The 16,314-nt window shown below is 50.3% G+C and carries 16 protein-coding genes; 1 reads left to right on the forward strand and 15 read right to left on the reverse strand.

The window, feature by feature from the left end; all coding sequences use genetic code 11:
* Nucleotides 1-188: 188 nt before the first annotated feature.
* On the reverse strand, nucleotides 189-1,493 hold the full coding sequence (locus tag EDM59_RS05950; RefSeq protein ID WP_342769195.1) for an ATP-binding protein: 1,305 nt from the start codon (nucleotides 1,491-1,493) through the stop codon (nucleotides 189-191).
* A gap of 247 nt (nucleotides 1,494-1,740) precedes the next feature.
* Between EDM59_RS05950 and EDM59_RS05955 the strand changes: the two genes are divergently transcribed.
* On the forward strand, nucleotides 1,741-2,667 hold the full coding sequence (locus EDM59_RS05955; protein ID WP_122922754.1) for an aldo/keto reductase: 927 nt from the start codon (nucleotides 1,741-1,743) through the stop codon (nucleotides 2,665-2,667).
* A gap of 66 nt (nucleotides 2,668-2,733) precedes the next feature.
* On the opposite strand, the gene EDM59_RS05960 is transcribed toward EDM59_RS05955, so the two are convergent.
* The 14 genes from EDM59_RS05960 to EDM59_RS06020 all read right to left on the reverse strand — a co-directional run bounded on the left by EDM59_RS05960 (nucleotide 2,734) and on the right by EDM59_RS06020 (nucleotide 16,174).
* Entirely contained in the window at nucleotides 2,734-3,057 is a 324-nt protein-coding gene (locus EDM59_RS05960) for a hypothetical protein (protein WP_122922755.1), read from the reverse strand.
* Nucleotides 3,044-4,018, reverse strand: a complete 975-nt coding sequence (locus EDM59_RS05965) for a sugar-binding transcriptional regulator (protein ID WP_122922756.1) — start codon at nucleotides 4,016-4,018, stop codon at nucleotides 3,044-3,046. The genes EDM59_RS05960 and EDM59_RS05965 overlap by 14 nt, the downstream gene beginning before the upstream one ends.
* 113 nt (nucleotides 4,019-4,131) lie before the next feature.
* Nucleotides 4,132-5,421 (reverse strand): NAD(P)H-dependent oxidoreductase, encoded by a 1,290-nt coding sequence (locus tag EDM59_RS05970; protein WP_122922757.1) that lies wholly within the window; start codon nucleotides 5,419-5,421, stop codon nucleotides 4,132-4,134.
* 39 nt (nucleotides 5,422-5,460) lie between these two features.
* Nucleotides 5,461-5,826: a PTS glucitol/sorbitol transporter subunit IIA gene (locus EDM59_RS05975; RefSeq protein ID WP_122922758.1), complete on the reverse strand. Its 366-nt coding sequence runs from the start codon at nucleotides 5,824-5,826 to the stop codon at nucleotides 5,461-5,463.
* Nucleotides 5,827-5,845: 19 nt separating this feature from the next.
* On the reverse strand, nucleotides 5,846-6,868 hold the full coding sequence (gene srlE, locus EDM59_RS05980) for a PTS glucitol/sorbitol transporter subunit IIB (protein WP_122922759.1): 1,023 nt from the start codon (nucleotides 6,866-6,868) through the stop codon (nucleotides 5,846-5,848).
* Between the two features lie 25 nt (nucleotides 6,869-6,893).
* The gene (gene srlA, locus EDM59_RS05985) at nucleotides 6,894-7,427 is read right to left on the reverse strand and encodes a PTS glucitol/sorbitol transporter subunit IIC (RefSeq protein ID WP_092269852.1); all 534 of its coding nucleotides are present in this window, start codon (nucleotides 7,425-7,427) and stop codon (nucleotides 6,894-6,896) included.
* Between the two features lie 70 nt (nucleotides 7,428-7,497).
* Nucleotides 7,498-7,908 carry a transcriptional regulator GutM gene (locus tag EDM59_RS05990; RefSeq protein ID WP_122922760.1) on the reverse strand — a complete coding sequence of 137 codons (411 nt, stop codon included), beginning with the start codon at nucleotides 7,906-7,908 and terminating at the stop codon, nucleotides 7,498-7,500.
* A gap of 79 nt (nucleotides 7,909-7,987) precedes the next feature.
* A complete protein-coding gene (gene lpdA, locus EDM59_RS05995; protein WP_122922761.1) occupies nucleotides 7,988-9,376 on the reverse strand; it encodes a dihydrolipoyl dehydrogenase in 1,389 nt (462 codons plus the stop codon).
* A gap of 15 nt (nucleotides 9,377-9,391) precedes the next feature.
* Nucleotides 9,392-10,621: a dihydrolipoamide acetyltransferase family protein gene (locus EDM59_RS06000; RefSeq protein ID WP_122922762.1), complete on the reverse strand. Its 1,230-nt coding sequence runs from the start codon at nucleotides 10,619-10,621 to the stop codon at nucleotides 9,392-9,394.
* A gap of 19 nt (nucleotides 10,622-10,640) precedes the next feature.
* The gene (locus tag EDM59_RS06005) at nucleotides 10,641-11,621 is read right to left on the reverse strand and encodes an alpha-ketoacid dehydrogenase subunit beta (protein ID WP_122923395.1); all 981 of its coding nucleotides are present in this window, start codon (nucleotides 11,619-11,621) and stop codon (nucleotides 10,641-10,643) included.
* 26 nt (nucleotides 11,622-11,647) lie between these two features.
* Nucleotides 11,648-12,607, reverse strand: coding sequence for a thiamine pyrophosphate-dependent dehydrogenase E1 component subunit alpha (locus EDM59_RS06010; RefSeq protein WP_122923396.1), 960 nt, complete (start codon nucleotides 12,605-12,607; stop codon nucleotides 11,648-11,650).
* 145 nt (nucleotides 12,608-12,752) lie between these two features.
* Nucleotides 12,753-12,920 (reverse strand): hypothetical protein, encoded by a 168-nt coding sequence (locus EDM59_RS30985; RefSeq protein WP_183192821.1) that lies wholly within the window; start codon nucleotides 12,918-12,920, stop codon nucleotides 12,753-12,755.
* A 94-nt stretch (nucleotides 12,921-13,014) separates the two neighbouring features.
* Nucleotides 13,015-13,278, reverse strand: a complete 264-nt coding sequence (locus EDM59_RS06015) for an HPr family phosphocarrier protein (protein WP_122922763.1) — start codon at nucleotides 13,276-13,278, stop codon at nucleotides 13,015-13,017.
* A complete protein-coding gene (locus EDM59_RS06020; RefSeq protein ID WP_183192822.1) occupies nucleotides 13,250-16,174 on the reverse strand; it encodes a sigma 54-interacting transcriptional regulator in 2,925 nt (974 codons plus the stop codon). Before EDM59_RS06020 ends, EDM59_RS06015 begins: the two co-directional genes overlap by 29 nt.
* Between the last annotated feature and the right edge of the window lie 140 nt (nucleotides 16,175-16,314).

A 16,314-nucleotide genomic window follows, 5' to 3' on the forward strand; every position in this document is an offset into this window, starting at 1 on the left:
TGTGCCTTTCGATTGCGATCGAGCTTTTGATTGATTTATAGCTCACTCGCGCCTCCATTTAATTCGCACAGTCATTTGTTTACATAATAAATGTTATGTTGTGTGAATGCCTTACCCGCACCCTACTGACCTAGTCATGCTTGAAACGCAACAAGAAAAAGCTTCATCCGCGATTGGACGAAGCCTTGTTAGTAAGCAGATTCTGAGCTGCTTGGAAATATGAGCTTGTACTCGGTTCCTTTACCAGGCTCACTGGTGATTTCGATCTTGCCGTTCATTTTTTTGATGATCCCAAATGAGACCATTGTTCCCAGCCCTGTCCCTTTATCCTTGGTGGAATAATACGGTGTTCCCAGTCTCTTGATCTGTTCCGCTGTCATCCCGATCCCTGTATCATTCAGATGGATGATGATATGATCGTTCTTTTTGCTGGCCTTGATCTCGAGCGTTCCCCCATCACGGAGAGCCTCGATCGCATTTTTCCCGATATTGATCAAAGCTTGACGGAATTTGTAGCGATCCCCGATGATCTGGAGCGCTTGATCCTCAGGAAGCGCTTTGTGAATTTGGATATTGTTGTAATTGGCGTACGTGATCAGCAGATTCGATAAATAGGTGATCTCTTCGTGCACGCAGATGATTTCCATCGATTCTGGATCTGGCTTTGCCAAGGATAAATAATCACTGATGATGAGCTGCGCACGATCCAGTTCTTCCAAACAAATTCTTTGATAGAACTGTTTCTTTTGCTTGTCCACATCATCGGCAGCGAGCAATTGGATAAAGCCTCTTACGGTTGTCAGCGGGTTGCGGATCTCATGGGCGACCGAAGCTGCCATGTCACTGACGATTTTGGTTTTTTCGCTTTTGATGACCTCTTCTTGCATATAAAAGTACGATTGCAAAAACTCCATGGCATACACGCACACACCGATGATAACTGCTTGCAGAATATAGGTATTCAGGGTTGCGAGTGGCTGCTGGATTACTTGCTGCAAGCTTCCTTGCGTGATGAAAAAATACGTCGAAAATGTAGTGAGCTTTATCGCCGTACACAACAGAATCGCCACGGCAATTTTTTGATACAGCTTCTGATACGGATAGTTTTTGTACAGCAAAAGAACAAAGACAAAGCTCGGCAGTATGGATAGCGCATAAAGAACATTGTTGGGATTGCCTAGCAGAAATCGATAAATGAGTAAGGTCGCGTAGAGCAAAATAGATACGACAGGCCCACCGTAAAGAGAAGCGATCGCCAAGGGCACCGACCGAAAATCATACGTGATTTCATTTACTTTTACCGGAAACGACATGCTCAGCAGCAAGGCTGCTGCGAAGAGGACATACAAAAGTAACCGGTGATAAAATACGTTGCTTCTGTTTTTATACAGATAGGGATAGAAGACAAGCGGGGAAAAAATGATAAAAATATTGAGTAAAAAATCCTTGAGGTAAACGAACGCCGGCCCCTCCCTTTTCGTAACGAGAAGTATATACCCTCTTCATACACATTTTAACATTTATGAAAAAATGTGCACAGAGTTAATTCTGCCAACAAAAGTGACGTGACTTTGCTGTTGAAATCGTGATTTGTTCCTACCGTAGCATGTCTTCTCTTTCGCGCTCTGTCAAGTCCAATTTCCATTCCGCGTGCAATTGTCCTTCCATCTATTGCTGACTGAACCGTCTGCTTGGTACAATCTATTCGATACATACTTAGGCGTATGGAGGGGTGTAAGCGTGAAATACTTTCCTTTGAGTGACACGGATCTCGAGGTTTCTTCACTCGTTTTGGGCTGCATGCGGCTCAAGCAGCTGTCGATTTCTGAGGCGGAGAAATTGATACGAACCGCGATTGAGCAAGGAATCAACTTCTTTGACCACGCCGATATTTATGGCCATGGTGTGTGCGAAGAGATCTTTGCGGAAGCTCTCCAAATGAGTCCCAGCATACGCGAAACCATGATCCTGCAAAGCAAATGCGGCATCCGCTCCAAAGAAAACTACTACGATTTGTCAAAGGAGCATATTATTCGATCCGTAGACGGAATATTGAAGCGACTTCAAACGGATTACCTGGATATACTCCTTCTCCATCGTCCCGATCCGCTAGTCGAGCCTGATGAGGTTGCCGAAGCCTTTGATCAGCTGCACAGCCAAGGTAAGGTGAAGTACTTTGGCGTGTCCAACCATACACCGGCACAAATCGAGCTGCTTCAGCGCTCGCTACCGCACAAGCTGATCGTCAACCAAATCCAGTTAAGTATTGCCCATACACCCGTGATCGACTCTGGTGTTTCGTTCAATATGAAGGTCGATCAGTCCATCAATCGCGATAGCAGCATCGTGGACTACTGCCGCTTGAACAACATCACCCTGCAGGCATGGTCACCTTTTCAGCATGGATTTTTTAAAGGGCCTTTTCTTGGAGATACCACCAACTTCCCTGAATTAAATCAAATCATTGACACCATTGCAAAAAAATATGAAGTGACGAATACGGCGATCGCCACCGCCTGGATCGAACGTCATCCGGCAAACATCCAAGTGATCCTCGGTACGACGAAGCCGGAGCGCTTGCTGGACGCTTGCCAAAGCTCAGATGTAACACTGACGCGGGAAGAATGGTACCAAATCTACAAAGCCGCTGGAAATATCGTTCCGTAGCAGTCCCATTCTCCAAAAAAAGAAACGAAGGCCGGATCAGCCGACCTTCGTTCTTTTTTGCGTTCTTCAAATCTTCCGTTTGTATTTCAGCATATCCTTGATTTCTTTGTAGGTGCGAAATGGTTTGCTCATCACACGATAAGGGAGTGAAAACAGGAAGTGAGGTAAGTTATCCCCTGCCTCATTTTTAAACCGCTTCGGCTTGCTGAAGACACGCTCCATGTAGTTTAAGTACAGCTCTCTTTGGATGTCCGCCCCGCGCGAATCCGATAGAGAGCATACTTCGCAGCGAATTTCATACAAAATGTTGTCGACATACGTCACTTCATGGATGGTATCGTCCATGCATTTGATACAGAACAACGAAGCCTTCATCTTATCCTCTTTCACTTATACTCACCCCCTTGGCCTTCTCCAGTAATCGCTCTGCCAAATATTCATCTATGATCAACTTGTCGAAATAGTTGCCTTGCAAACCTGCCCAAACTGCCGCAAGCTTTTTCGTGCCTGAGACAACACCTACAACCGTTGGGATATTTTTGAGATCTGCAAGCTCGATTCCGATGACCCGGTTATTCAAATTGTTATCGATCGGCTCTCCTGTCTTGTCAAAGAAACGGGAGCTAATGTCCCCCACTGCTTCGCCATCCCGCAATTGCCGGATGTCTTCTTCTTTCAGATAGCCCATCTCGGCCATGGTGGATTCGTATGGATTTCCGATCCCTACTATGGCCAGCTCGACACGGCGCGCTTCCTCCTGAATGGAGCGTATGTCCGGCGAGTCTACTAACTGCTTTTTCAGCTCGATGGAGTCCGCGATGGCTGGTGCGTAAAGAAACTCACAGGTTCCTCCTAGCTTTTTGGAGAACTCGTAAGCGAGCTGGTTGGAGTGAATTTCAATGCGGTGCCGACCGATTCCCCCTACTAGAGGGTATACTTTCATTTTATGATGTCTCTCAAATGGATATTCATTGACCAGATGGTATAGCGTCGTTCCCCAGGAGATACCGATCCGCCGTTTGTTGCGGATCCACTTCGGAAGGTACTGTGCTGCTGCTTTCGCTACCTGCTGCTTGATGATTTCTTCATTTGTAGAGCCTTGGGCGGGTACGACTATGACCTCATCCATCTTCAAGGCGGCCTCCAGCTCTTGCTCCAGCTCAACCATGCTTACAGTCTCGTCCCGAATGTAGATTTCTACGACTCCTGTATCTTTGGCACGCTGCAGCATTTTGGAAATAACCGGCCGGGAAACTCCGATTTTTTTGGCGATTTCCGCCTGTGTGAGTCCATTTACGTAGTACATTTTGGCGATGCGTACCAGTTCGCGTTTTTCTGTCCAGTTATCCATATGTATCCCTCATTAAAAACGTTACTATACTCTTCTTCCTTACATATTATAACAGATTTTCCCTGTTTTTTAGAAAGAAAAGAGGAAGACGGCTGTTGCCTTCCTCCCACTTTTTAATCATTGTTCTCCATTTGTTCACGAAGTCGCATGATCGTATTTTGTTCGGTGACCTCAATATCATGGAAAGTAATCACGGAGCCTTGGGCAACGTCTCTGCTAAGCCGAATATTTGGACCAATCAGACCTATCGGCAGCGCTTCTTGTTCGCGCCTATCCGCTGCCGTGATGATTTTCCCGTATGCAGAGAATCCTCCGATGCCATCGAGCGCTTCGCCAGCCCGCAAATCTTTTTTGGCTACGGCCACTGTTTCTGCCACCATCCCAAAGTAGGGAGCAATTGTGGCTTCCTTTTGCAAAAAAGCGCGCGCAATCGAAAGGGGTGTTTCCAGACTGGTCAAATGATAGGGTCGATACAGGACGTAGTTTGGACCCGAACCCATCTTCAAGTATTTCATCGTGTCATGAACCTCTTGCATCGAGGAAGAGATGATCGCAAACACTCCGGGCGCAACGCCGTCCACATAATCAACGATCCTGGTACGGTGCAGCATGCCGCCTGCTTCTGTCAGTGAGAACAACCCTGGCAGCTCAGCCAGCTGTGCTTTGCGGCCATGCATACCCGGAACATCCGGAACGAACCCGGTTGCGTTTGCCACTGCCGTCATTTCCACCATCGTCTTGGTGCCGTCCTGGAACGAAGCAAGCATCTTGGGACTGGAGCCTTTGGCAGCAGCTTCTTCCCGTGCCGTATCGGGATTGGCGTGAACATTCAGAGCGTTGTTCTTTCCTTTTCCGAGCGCAACGATCTCAAAGCCTAGCGCGTCGGCAAAGTCATGAAGCTCCATAATCGCACCCGGCTCATCCCCAGCAGAACCCGTATAGACGACTCCTGCATCATCTGCCAGCTTCTTCAGCCATGGGCCTACGGTGACATCCGCTTCTACGTTCAGCATGACGATGTGCTTTTTATGGCGGATCGCTTCCCAAGCTACTTTCGCCCCGATGTCTGGCATACCCGTCGCATCCACGATTACATCCACATTGGATAGCTGCGGGATCAGCTCGGCTTCTGTCGTCGCAACCGAATAGCCCGAGGCAATCGCTTGATCCGCTTTGTCAAAATCCTGCGTTTCCAGAATGCGCGAATCTGGTACCCCTGCTCTGCGATAGGCAGCCTTGATGTTTTCCGGAAACAGGTCAGCCGTGATGACGACTCTCATTCCGTGCATGCCTTCTATTTGCGAGATCAAACCGCGTCCCATTTGCCCAGCGCCGACCAGACCGACGCGAATGCAGCCTCCTTCTTTTTCTAGTGCTGCAAGTCGTCTATTGAATCCCAACATGGTGTCTCTCCCTCTTTTCTCTTGATTGGATGTTGTGAATTACGGACGGATGAAGGCGACTTTCAGGCCAACTTCCAATGGGGGAAAGTCAACCTTCGCTACGTGGATATTCCCAGGCAGCTGCGGGGTTTCACTTCCATCCGCTTTCACAGTGCAATGACCGATGTTTTGAAGGGTTTCGTTTGCTTTCTCGCCCACACTCGTCACTTGCAATTGTGTATCTCCCAGAAGCAGAATGTCCCCTGGCCTGATTTCCTCTGTATGCGCTGATTTGGTATGCAGCACGGCCATATCGTGCAGCTCTTCCGGGGCGTCCTGATTGAAGAGAATCAGCATATTTTCATTCAAAAAGTCTGGAACCATGGCTCCAATCGAGACAACGGTGCTGGTAAACAAGGTGTTCATGAAATACCTCCTGAAATGATTACTCGGTGTAGAGACCAAAGCTTGCTACGTAGGCGATAACGACGGCGATCGGGCCCGTGATCTGGCGGGAGAGCAGTACGGCTGGTACCCCTACTTCAATGGTCTCTGGCTTTGCTTCTCCCAACGTCAGACCTACGGGTACGAAATCGCAGCCTACTTGCGGGTTGATGGCAAACAATGCTGGCAAAGCTAACTGAGGCGGGATCGTGCCACGCCCAATCTCTACCCCCACCAAGACACCGACTACCTGCGCAATGACGGCACCTGGTCCAAGCAAAGGCGAGAGGAACGGCAGTGCGCAGACGATCGAGATGATCAACAGGCCGATGATATTTCCTGCGAGCGGTTTGATAACGTTCGCTAAAATATCGCCAATTCCGGTGAAGAGAATGATCCCGATCAAGGTACTGACGAATGCCATGAACGGAAGAATATTGCGCAACACCTGCTCGACCGTGTCACGACCTGCCTGGTAGAAGGTTCCGACCACGCCCCCCATCAGGCGACCAATTTTCTCAATGAACCCGGTTTTCTTCGGCGGCTGATTGCCTTGCATGCTGGCGACTTTCGCACGGGCTTCCGCTTTCAGCTCCTGTGCCGATTTTTTTTGCTGGCTTGCGGCATGGCTCGCGGCAGCAGTCGCCACTTCATCCATTAAGCTCACATTATTCTCTTTTACGCCGGAGACAAAATTCGTCTCTTTGATAAAGTTGATCAGTGGACCAGAGGGAGAAGCAGGAGTCACGTCTACAGTCAGTACTCCTAGCTTTGGATACACACCGCAGCGTGCCGTTCCGCCGCAATCGATTACGACGCATGCCATTTCATCCGGCTCTACCTTGCTGGAAAAGCCATCGACGGCGATCCCGCCCGTCAGCTCCGCGATTCGGGCGGCAACGGGATGAATCCCTCCACCTGTAATCGAAGCGATATATGGTTTTTCGTCTGTCGGCAGGATGGTAAGAGGACCTCCCCACCCACTTGACGCTTTTGTTACTTGCACCGCACGATAGTTGCTCATGTCAACGTCTCCCCTCTTCGCTTCCTTATACTGCTGCTTGTGCTTCGCGGCGCTTCATCATCGCCTTTGTGATGTACTCGGTTACGATACCGCGAATCAAAATGACGAGAATCCCGACCAGGAAGTAGCGAATCGCCAAAGGCCCGAGAGACAGCCCCAACTGAGTGATGCCGGTCGCGATACCCATGTAAACGAAGAGCTCAGAAGCGTTCGCATGAGGGAACAATCCCGTGATCGGATGGCAGAACGATACAGCAGAATCATAGAAGGCCGGTTTTTGATACTCCGGCAAGAATTTACCGAATGTGTATGCCATCGGGTTGGTCAGGAAAAACATGGATAAGATCGGGAAGATGGTGTAGCGCAGGATCATATTGCCTGTGCATTTGGCAGCGAAGCGTTCGATTCGTTCTTCTCCAACGAATTTGATGAATGCGTTTACAGCTGTGATCAAGCAAATCAATGTAGGAATGATTCCTGTCACTAATCCTACGAAGGTCTTTCCGCCTTCCTGAAACATTCCGATAAACCCTTCTGCAAGATGTACAAAAAAGTCCATTTACGCATACCTCCCGATTAAAAAATAAAAACCAGATGAAAGAATCCATCTGGCCCGCGGCCCCACTTTTTTATCCAATTTGCTCTTGTTCCCTTTGTTGCTGCTTGGCCTGCGCGGCCCGGATTTGCTCGATTGCCATTCGAAGCGCTGTCTGCACCGGCTGCTTTTGCTGTTTGGAGGCTGTGTCGTACAATGTGTCCATTGATTTGCCAATCGGTTCCCCGTACTTCTGAAACCGGGAGAAAACGCTGACCCCCGACATCCGCTTGCACTGAGTCACCATTCCTTGTGGATCGGTAACGAGAATGACGACGGCACCGACTCCAAAGCGTCGTTTGTTCACTCCCACTCCCAGGTAGCCGTTCGGTTGCTGCTGCATGAGACGCAGCTCCTGATAGTAATGGCGTGACTGTAGCTGTGTCAGCACAAGCTGCAAAATCCAAAGCCCTGCGAACAACAGAACAACGTACCCCCAAGTCAAGTGACCACCTCCTTTTACAAATGTTCTTACTAGTTACAATTGTAAATTGAAAACGGTTTCATGTCAAACAGATTCTTTCTTAGGCGTGGATGCCTTTCCCAAGCCACTTTGCCGCTGCCTCCATGAAGCTCTCTGAAACGGTAGGATGAGGATAGATCATGTTCGCGACATCGTCTACGGTTGCTTCCAGTGACAGGAAGGCTGTGCCTGTTGAAATCATTTCTGTGACGTGGGGGCCGACCATGACGACTCCCAGCACTTCTCCGTACGTTTCTTCTGCAATCAGCTTGGTAAAGCCGCCATTCTCGTCTGAAGCCATCGCTTTTCCGTTTCCTGTATGCGAGTAAATCGTCGTCTTGACGGCATATCCTTGTGCTTTTGCTTCCTCTTCGCTCAAGCCCACGCTGGAAATCTCAGGCGAGGTATAGATGCAGCGAGGAACTGCTTTGGTATTTCCCTTTTGTTTTCCGCCTGCTGCATTGATCGCTGCAGTTTGACCTTCTGCACTCGCGACATGTGCGAGCTGCCATCCACCGATGATATCTCCCGCCGCATAGATACCTGGTATCGATGTTTCCAAGTATTCATTGACCTGGACAAACGGGCCGTTCATCTCTACACTCAAATTTGCTACAGCGGACAAATTTGGCTTCCGACCCACAGCTACAAGCAACGCGTCGGCAGGAATCGCTTCGGTATTCCCCTTCGTATCCTGGGCATGGATTACGATCCCTGTCTCACCATTTGCGATCGAAGTCACTTTTAACCCCGTCCCAATCGTCACCCCTTTCTTGCGCAACGACTTGGACAGGCTACTAGCTGCGTCTTTGTCCTCTTGAGGAATGAGTCTGTCCGCCATTTCCAGCACAGTCACCTTCGACCCCAGGCTCGCAAAAATGCAGGCGAACTCTACTCCGATAAAGCCTCCCCCGAGAATCGCGATTGACCTTGGAACCTGCTCGACATCAAAGATCGTGTCACTCGTGAAATAAGGTACCTGTGCTAGTCCGGGAATCGGTGGTACAGAAGGCGTGGAACCCGTTGCCAAAATGATCGAGCTTGCTTTGACGACCGTGCGCAAGCCGTCAGCTCTTTGAACGGAAATGCTCTTGTCTGGATTCACCTCGCCAAAGCCTTGTACAAGATCGATTTTGCCTGCTTTTAATAGACCAGCAATACCCGTGCGAAGGGTTGCGATCACCTGATTTTTTCGGTTCAGCATCTTCTCGAGAGAAAACGTCACCTCCCCGGTCTCGATTCCCCAGCTAGCGGCATTCCGGATCTGGTCCAAAATCCCCGTCTGATGCAGCAGCGTTTTGGAAGGGATGCAGCCTCGATTCAAGCAGGTACCACCCAAATGGTCTGCTTCAATCAGTACCACGCGCTTTCCTTCCTTCGCACCGCGAATGGCTGCAACATACCCTGCTGGGCCTCCCCCAATCACTGCGATATCGTATGTTTGCGACATAGTTAGCTCCTCCTTTTACGCCAGCAGGTGGTATGGTGCCTCTAGATATTCTTTGACATCCTGCAAAAAAGCTGCCGCAGGAGCACCATCCATGACACGGTGATCAAAGGAAAGACTCAAAGACATCATCGGGCGCAGCACAATCTGTCCATCGACTCCCACAGGCTTCTCATGAATTCTTCCCACACCTAAAATGGCGCTCTCCGGTTGATTGATGATCGGGGTGAAGGCATCGATCGCGTACATCCCTAAATTGCTGATCGTGAATGTACCACCACGCATGTCATCTGGCAGCAGTCGTCCTTCACGTGCCAATCCTGCCAGTCGTTTCGTATCTGTGGTCAGCTCGGCAAGACCTTTGCGATCGGCATGCTTAACGACGGGGACGAGCAGTCCATCGGAAACCGCTACGGCCAATCCGACATGAACCGAATCGTGGTACACAATCGTTTCATCCTGCAAGGAAGCATTGACCTTTGGATGGCGTGCCAAAGCGGCTGCGACCGCTTTCATGATCATTTCGGTATAAGACAGGCGCTGACCGGTCGTTTTCTCGATGGAGGGAAGCAGTGTCGCTCTGACTTCCTGCACCCGCGTCATGTCCGCCTCTGTCGTCAATGTCACATGGGGAGCGGTGAATGCACTCTGCGTCATTCGCTGTGCGATTACCTTGCGCATTCCCTCGAGCTTACTTGACGTACTCGAGGAAGCAACTGTTTCAAAAGCTTGGCTCACAGCAGGCTGGGACTGCCCTTTCCGTGCTGAAATGGCGTGCTCGACGTCTCCTTTTTGAATACGTCCATTCGGTCCGGAGCCTTTTAGTTGGCGAAGGTCTACATCATTTTCACGCGCAATCCGTCGAGCGACTGGCGTGGCTCTGAGTTTAGCTCCATCCGATTGGGTTTCCTCCATCTTTCTTGCTGTTTCCTCATGCTCTTCCTGTTTTTCGCCGACCTGCTGGGTATCAGCTGCTTCCAAAGAAGGAGGCGCGTCTGCTACCACCTCGCCTGCAGCGCCGACATATCCTATAACCTGGTTGACAGGTACGACTTCATCTGGGCCATAGTAAATTTTCAGCAGCGTCCCTGTCGTATAGGACTCTACCTCGATATTGATTTTATCCGTTAAGACTTCCAGTAAAACATCACCTTCACGAACCGGGTCTCCCTCTTGTTTAAACCATTGGATGACGGTTCCGGTTTCCATCGTCATACTCAGTTTTGGCATGAATACTGCGGTTGCCATCTTGCTTATCCCCTTCCTGTCAGCGGAATACCGTTTCCTTGACTGCTTGGATGATATCTTGTTCTTGTGGAATGGCTGCTTTTTCGAGGACAGGATTGTACGGAATCGGAACTGCCTTTCCTCCCAGACGTTTGATCGGCGCATCGAGATAATCGAAGGCTTCGCTTTCCGCGATCAGGCTCGCTATTTCTCCGCCAAAACCGCCGCGCTTGACTGCCTCATGGACGACAACCACACGCCCTGTCTTCTTGACCGATTCGACGATCGTCTCGATATCCAAAGGCACCAGCGTGCGCGGATCGATAATTTCTACACTGATTCCTTCCTTCTCCAGCTCGGCTGCTGCCTGCAAAGCTTTGTGTACCATAATCGCAGTTGCCACGATGGTCACATCGGTTCCGGCACGTTTGATATCGGCTTTTCCAATCGGCAAGCTATAGGACTCCTCCGGCACATGGCCCTTTGTCCGATAGAGCAGCTTGTGCTCGTAAAAGATGACAGGGTTGTCGTCATCGATGGCCGCCTTCAGCAATCCTTTCGCATCATAGGCGGTAGAAGGCTGTATGACCTTTAGCCCCGGAATATGTGCCATCCACGCTTCCAGGCTTTGGGAATGCTGGGCTGCAGCGCCTGTCCCCGAGCCAGAGGGCGTACGCAGAACAAGTGGAACCTTGCCTTTCCCGCCGAACATGTACCGGTTTTTTGCCGCCTGATTCACGATCTGATCGGTTGCGATCGTGATAAAATCCGAAAACTGCAGCTCCACGATCGGGCGCATTCCCGTCATAGCTGCTCCAACAGCTGCCCCTGCGATCGCCGCTTCCGAGATCGGTGTATTTCTCACGCGCTCTTTTCCAAATTCCTCGATCATGCCACGCGTCACACCGAACGCGCCACCGTAGACGCCGATGTCCTCGCCCATGATGAATACATCCTGATTGACCCGCATTTCCTGACTCATGCATTCCCGCACCGCTTCCAAATAAGTAAGCTCTCTCAACGTTGACACTGTGTTCCCTCCCTCGCCTATGCGTAGACGTCTTCTTCTAGAATTTCGATGGGCGGCATCGGGCTTTCCTCAGCAAACTTCACCGCATCCTCTATTTCCGCTCTGGCCTCCGCTTCGATCCGGGCTGCGTCCTGTTCACTGAAGATTCCTTCACTGATCAGCACCCGTTTCATTCGCTCAATCGGATCGCGGTTGTTGCGCCAGTCCATTTCCTCTTCCCGAGTCCGATACTTTTTCGCATCGCTTTTCGAGTGCCCTTTCCAACGGTATGTTTTGGCTTCGATCAATGTCGGGCCCTCGCCTCTACGGGCACGCTCCACAGCTTCATGGGTTACATTCATCATGGCGAAAATATCATTTCCGTCTACGACTGCTCCAGGAATGCCGTACGCTGTGGCCCGATCTGCGATGTTGGCGACCTTCACCATCTCTTTTACCGATCCAGACATGCCGTACTGGTTGTTTTCACAAATAAAGACGACAGGCAAATTCCAAATGGCCGCCATGTTCATCGCCTCGTGAAAGCTCCCTTCATTCGATGCCCCATCTCCGAAAAAGCAGAGAGTGACATAGCCGAGCTGCTTCATTTGGGAAGTCAGCGCAGAGCCAACAGCGATCGGGATCCCTCCACCGACAATGCCATTTGCCCCCAGATTGCCTTTCTCTACATCGGCTATATGCATGGAGCCGCCTTTTCCTCGACAGTAACCGGTGACCCGTCCAAACAGTTCCGCCATCATCCGGTTGGCCTCTGCACCCTTGGCGATGCAATGGCCGTGTCCTCTGTGTGTGCTCGTAATCTTGTCGCGATCCTCCAGCACCGCAATGGCACCAGCTGCGGAAGCTTCCTGCCCTACACATAGGTGCGTGGTCCCGTGAATCATCCCTTTGGCAAAAAATTCATCGACCTTTTCATCGAAAAAGCGGATGACCCACATTTGGCGAAACAGCTCCACCAGCTTTTTCTCTGTAACCATCGATGGAACACTTACATGGATAACCAAATTCCTCTCCTCCTCAAGTTGTCTTTCTCGCCAGGCTTGTATAAAGCAAAAACGGATCAGATGGAGGGAATATCCCCCACCTGACCCGTGGTCCAAGCGTCGGTTGTGCCTATCGAGATTATGGAATTGGCTGCTTTTGCTGTCTTTGATCACGCTCGTATTCTTCACGCGTCATCTTTTTGACGGAGATGAGAAACACTTCATCTTTTCCTTCGCAAATCAGCTCTTCGTGTTCAAACAGTTTGTAGACCTTCGTTCCGGGAGTTACCTTTTCAATGACCTTCATGCGTGTCACCTCCGGATGTCTTTACATTTGTTCTAGATAGTTACATTTGTAATTCATTATAAATATTCTGATAACCTAGTCAAGTGGCAAACGTTTATTCTTCCCCAAACTTTCGCTCCACAAGAGCGGAAAGCGAGTCGATCGCTTCTTCCTCATCGGGTCCTACCGCCTTTAGCGTCAATACCGATCCCATCGTAGCTGCCAAGGAAAGAACATTGAGTATGCTTTTCGCGTTTGCCACTTTTGTCCCCAAAAGAATCGTGATCTCTGATTTGTATCCCGCCGCCAGCTTTACAAATTCTGCAGCAGGACGGGCATGCAAACCGGTTTTATTCAAAATCGTTACTTGTTTTTCCATACAATATCCTCCCTGATGTTTCGCCATTTTCGAGTAATGCTTGCAAATCGGGTGATTGATTCGCCTCTAGCCTTTCGCTTAAAAAAGAATACAGCTCCTCCACAGCTAACTGGCAGTGCTCTGTGATCGCCAGCATGTAAACGTATTGGACAAATTGACCTGGCTCCCATTCCACTGGATATGCAAGCCTGGCGACAGCAATTCCCGGACGGATCGTTTGCAGTGTATCCGCATGCGGGATCGCCACTCCCAGCAAGCATGTATTCCCCATGCGTTCCCGTTCCCAAACCTTCTGGACAAAATCGTGCTCGACAAACCCTTTTTCGCGCAAAAGGCTTGCAAGGGTATCGATGACTCGTTCCTTGCTGGCTGGCTCCGCACAATTCCAGATCAGCTCGGGATGCCATAATTCTCGCAGTCCGTAAGAATGCGGCGGCAGCGATGGGGAGAGTGTCCCATTTGCCACGAGTAGCAATCTCTTAATAAAGCTGATCCCGGTTTCATCTACGATCTCTTTAATGGAAATAAAAGGAATTCCATCCAACATCGGATTGACTGTCCCTACCACTGCGAAGATATGATATTTTTCCAGCCATTCCTTGTATAGCTTGCGAATGGAGAGCGAGCTTGCCTGAAGAATCGTTACCTGTTCTTCTGTCGCCTCCAGCTTTTCCTTCAAGAGCATATCCAGTCTTTTCGCCGCTCCTTCTCCAGTCAAACAAATCGTCACGATCGCAACCGGCTTCGAATTGGTCGTATAGACGGACGGCAGCGCATTCGTTGGCATTGTGCGCAACCGATTCACGATCTGGCTCATCGACTCGCTCGAATACAGGCATTTTCGCATGACCTCAATCACCAAGGTCGTTGTCACGTTTGGCAGCACCTGCACACGCACGCCGGTCCGCATCTCCCACTCGGCTTCACTCAGCAAATTACTGCCCATATCCGCGAGCAAAATGACGCCCTCTCCCTGATCCACCTGCCGTATCGAAGCACTGATACGTTCGATCGCCGAAGAGAGGTCGTCGTTCCAGTACAGCTCGACTGCGAGCGCATGCTTCCTCTCAAACAAGCGCGCCGCAACCTCGACCATGCTTTTTGCTACCTGCCCATACGAGGTAACGACCACGCCGATCATCGGTTTTGGTTCCGTGAATACCGAGCATTGCTTCAAATACATCTCGAGCAGCGCCACTTCCGCATCCGGCAGAGTGATTCCCCATATGGTCTGCACGACCTTTGCCATTTCCAGGGCGACTTTGTACTCCATCGATTCGCAGTCCGACTCCAGCGGAAGCTCCCGCGTTTTTGGATCCGGCCATCGATCCAAGAGACCGTGCAGGTGAATCGCCAAGGCATAGGAAATTCGCTGGTAATCCAGCGTCATGTGCCGCTCCGCAATCCACAGCATTTGTTCGACCGCCGAAACCACCTGATCGCCAACAAGCTTTACCAGCTGCTGCAGGCGCAGCGCTCTCTTTTCATGTTCACCTGCTGCAGGCTCCAGGCGTGTATCCAGCTCTTTGTTTACGATCAGCTCAATCAGTTCTTCGCTTTGGCCCTGATTTTTCAGGTTGCGATACCGTTCAACGACCCAGTTGTATAAATGCTGGGCGGAATCTTCGCACAACTCACTGCCGAGATCGGAGCGCTGTCCCGGAATAAACAGGAACTGATCTTTTTTCAGCATAGGCAGCTCGGGTGCCAGCCCGTTCGATTGCTGCTGACTTACGACGTGCATGGGCAAATCGTATCGATCCACCTGCACTACGGACTTTTCTTCCTGATGGATCGTTTTGAGAAACGCTTTTGCCAGCAGTACTCGGATGTCGCTGTGCAGCTGCCCCATATTGGCGGGACATTCGTACATCATGAGGGAAGCAATCACTTCTTTTTGGACGACGACCTCTTTCCCAATCCGATCGGTTTCTTCGTTCAAAAAATGCAAAATCAGCGAGAGCCGCTCCTGCTGCGTCCACTCGGACAAGGATGGCAGCTCAATGGTCATCGGGATGCGCCTGCGCAGTGTCAGCAGCAAGCTCGACTCCGGGCTTTCCGTAGTCGCCCCCACAATCAAGATCGTCGCCTTTTGCTGAAACTGAACCTCTCCGAGTCTCCGATACACCCCTTTGTCGATCAGATAAAAGAGATTCTCCTGCCCTTCTGGCGGCAAGCGATGGATCTCATCTAGAAACAGAATGCCTCCATCCGCCTGATCGACTAATCCGAGCTTGTCTTGCTGCGCACCTGTAAATGCACCTTTCACATATCCGAATAGCTGGGATAGCAAGAGCTGCGGGTTTTTGGCATAGTCCGCGCAATTAAAAATGATAAAAGGGGCATTTCGCTTCATCACTTGCTGCTCAATCGCGAAATGATACATCGCCTCGGCCATCCGGCTCTTCCCGACGCCACTTGCTCCAAAAAATAGCGTATGCAGCCCGTTTGGTGGATAAAGCGCCGCTGCCTGTGCTTGCTGGATGGCTGCTTTGAGCGTCCCTTTTGCACCGATCAAGCTGGCGAAGGTCACCGCCTGGCTGGCTTTGCGAGCTTTTTGACGCGTGCGTTCTTCCGTTTTGGGCGTATCCTCTTCTGAGAACGCTTCCATTTTGCCACGCAATTGATGGACCATAAAACGCGAAACCTCATAGCCCATCTCGTTTAGACGACTGGTAAGCTCTCGACTCGGCATGCTAGGGGTTTGCTTCAGAAGGTGCTCCATTTCTTTGAGCAGGAGTGGCTGCCTGCGTTTCCGAGAATCAGGAATCTGCAGCTTGTGCCGAAGCAAAGTCACCTCGTCACGTCGCACTCCCAATTGACGGGCGATTTGCTCATCGGTTAAGGGAGCTTTTTTATCCTCGTATTCGATGATGTGCCTGATGCGTTCCTCCATACCATCCCCCCACAATCTATTACAAGCAACATTCGTGCCAATGGTTAAAACTCGCATTTTCCTCGCAACTTCGCTCTACATTATCTACCATAACATAATTCAAAAACAGTATCAGAATATTCTGTGGCATCTTTTGTGTG

The sequence above is a fragment of the Brevibacillus nitrificans genome, from assembly GCF_003710965.1.
Taxonomy (GTDB): domain Bacteria; phylum Bacillota; class Bacilli; order Brevibacillales; family Brevibacillaceae; genus Brevibacillus; species Brevibacillus centrosporus.

What these genes read in the sequence shown, in the direction of transcription:
- EDM59_RS05965 (WP_122922756.1), bottom strand. Translation starts at nt 4,018, where the DNA reads ATGGATAACTGGACAGAAAAACGCGAACTGGTACGCATCGCCAAAATG.
- EDM59_RS05970 (WP_122922757.1), bottom strand. Translation starts at nt 5,421, where the DNA reads ATGTTGGGATTCAATAGACGACTTGCAGCACTAGAAAAAGAAGGAGGC.
- EDM59_RS05975 (WP_122922758.1), bottom strand. Translation starts at nt 5,826, where the DNA reads ATGAACACCTTGTTTACCAGCACCGTTGTCTCGATTGGAGCCATGGTT.
- srlE (WP_122922759.1), bottom strand. Translation starts at nt 6,868, where the DNA reads ATGAGCAACTATCGTGCGGTGCAAGTAACAAAAGCGTCAAGTGGGTGG.
- srlA (WP_092269852.1), bottom strand. Translation starts at nt 7,427, where the DNA reads ATGGACTTTTTTGTACATCTTGCAGAAGGGTTTATCGGAATGTTTCAG.
- lpdA (WP_122922761.1), bottom strand. Translation starts at nt 9,376, where the DNA reads ATGTCGCAAACATACGATATCGCAGTGATTGGGGGAGGCCCAGCAGGG.
- EDM59_RS06000 (WP_122922762.1), bottom strand. Translation starts at nt 10,621, where the DNA reads ATGGCAACCGCAGTATTCATGCCAAAACTGAGTATGACGATGGAAACC.
- EDM59_RS06010 (WP_122923396.1), bottom strand. Translation starts at nt 12,607, where the DNA reads ATGGTTACAGAGAAAAAGCTGGTGGAGCTGTTTCGCCAAATGTGGGTC.
- EDM59_RS30985 (WP_183192821.1), bottom strand. Translation starts at nt 12,920, where the DNA reads ATGAAGGTCATTGAAAAGGTAACTCCCGGAACGAAGGTCTACAAACTG.
- EDM59_RS06015 (WP_122922763.1), bottom strand. Translation starts at nt 13,278, where the DNA reads ATGGAAAAACAAGTAACGATTTTGAATAAAACCGGTTTGCATGCCCGT.
- EDM59_RS06020 (WP_183192822.1), bottom strand. Translation starts at nt 16,174, where the DNA reads ATGGAGGAACGCATCAGGCACATCATCGAATACGAGGATAAAAAAGCT.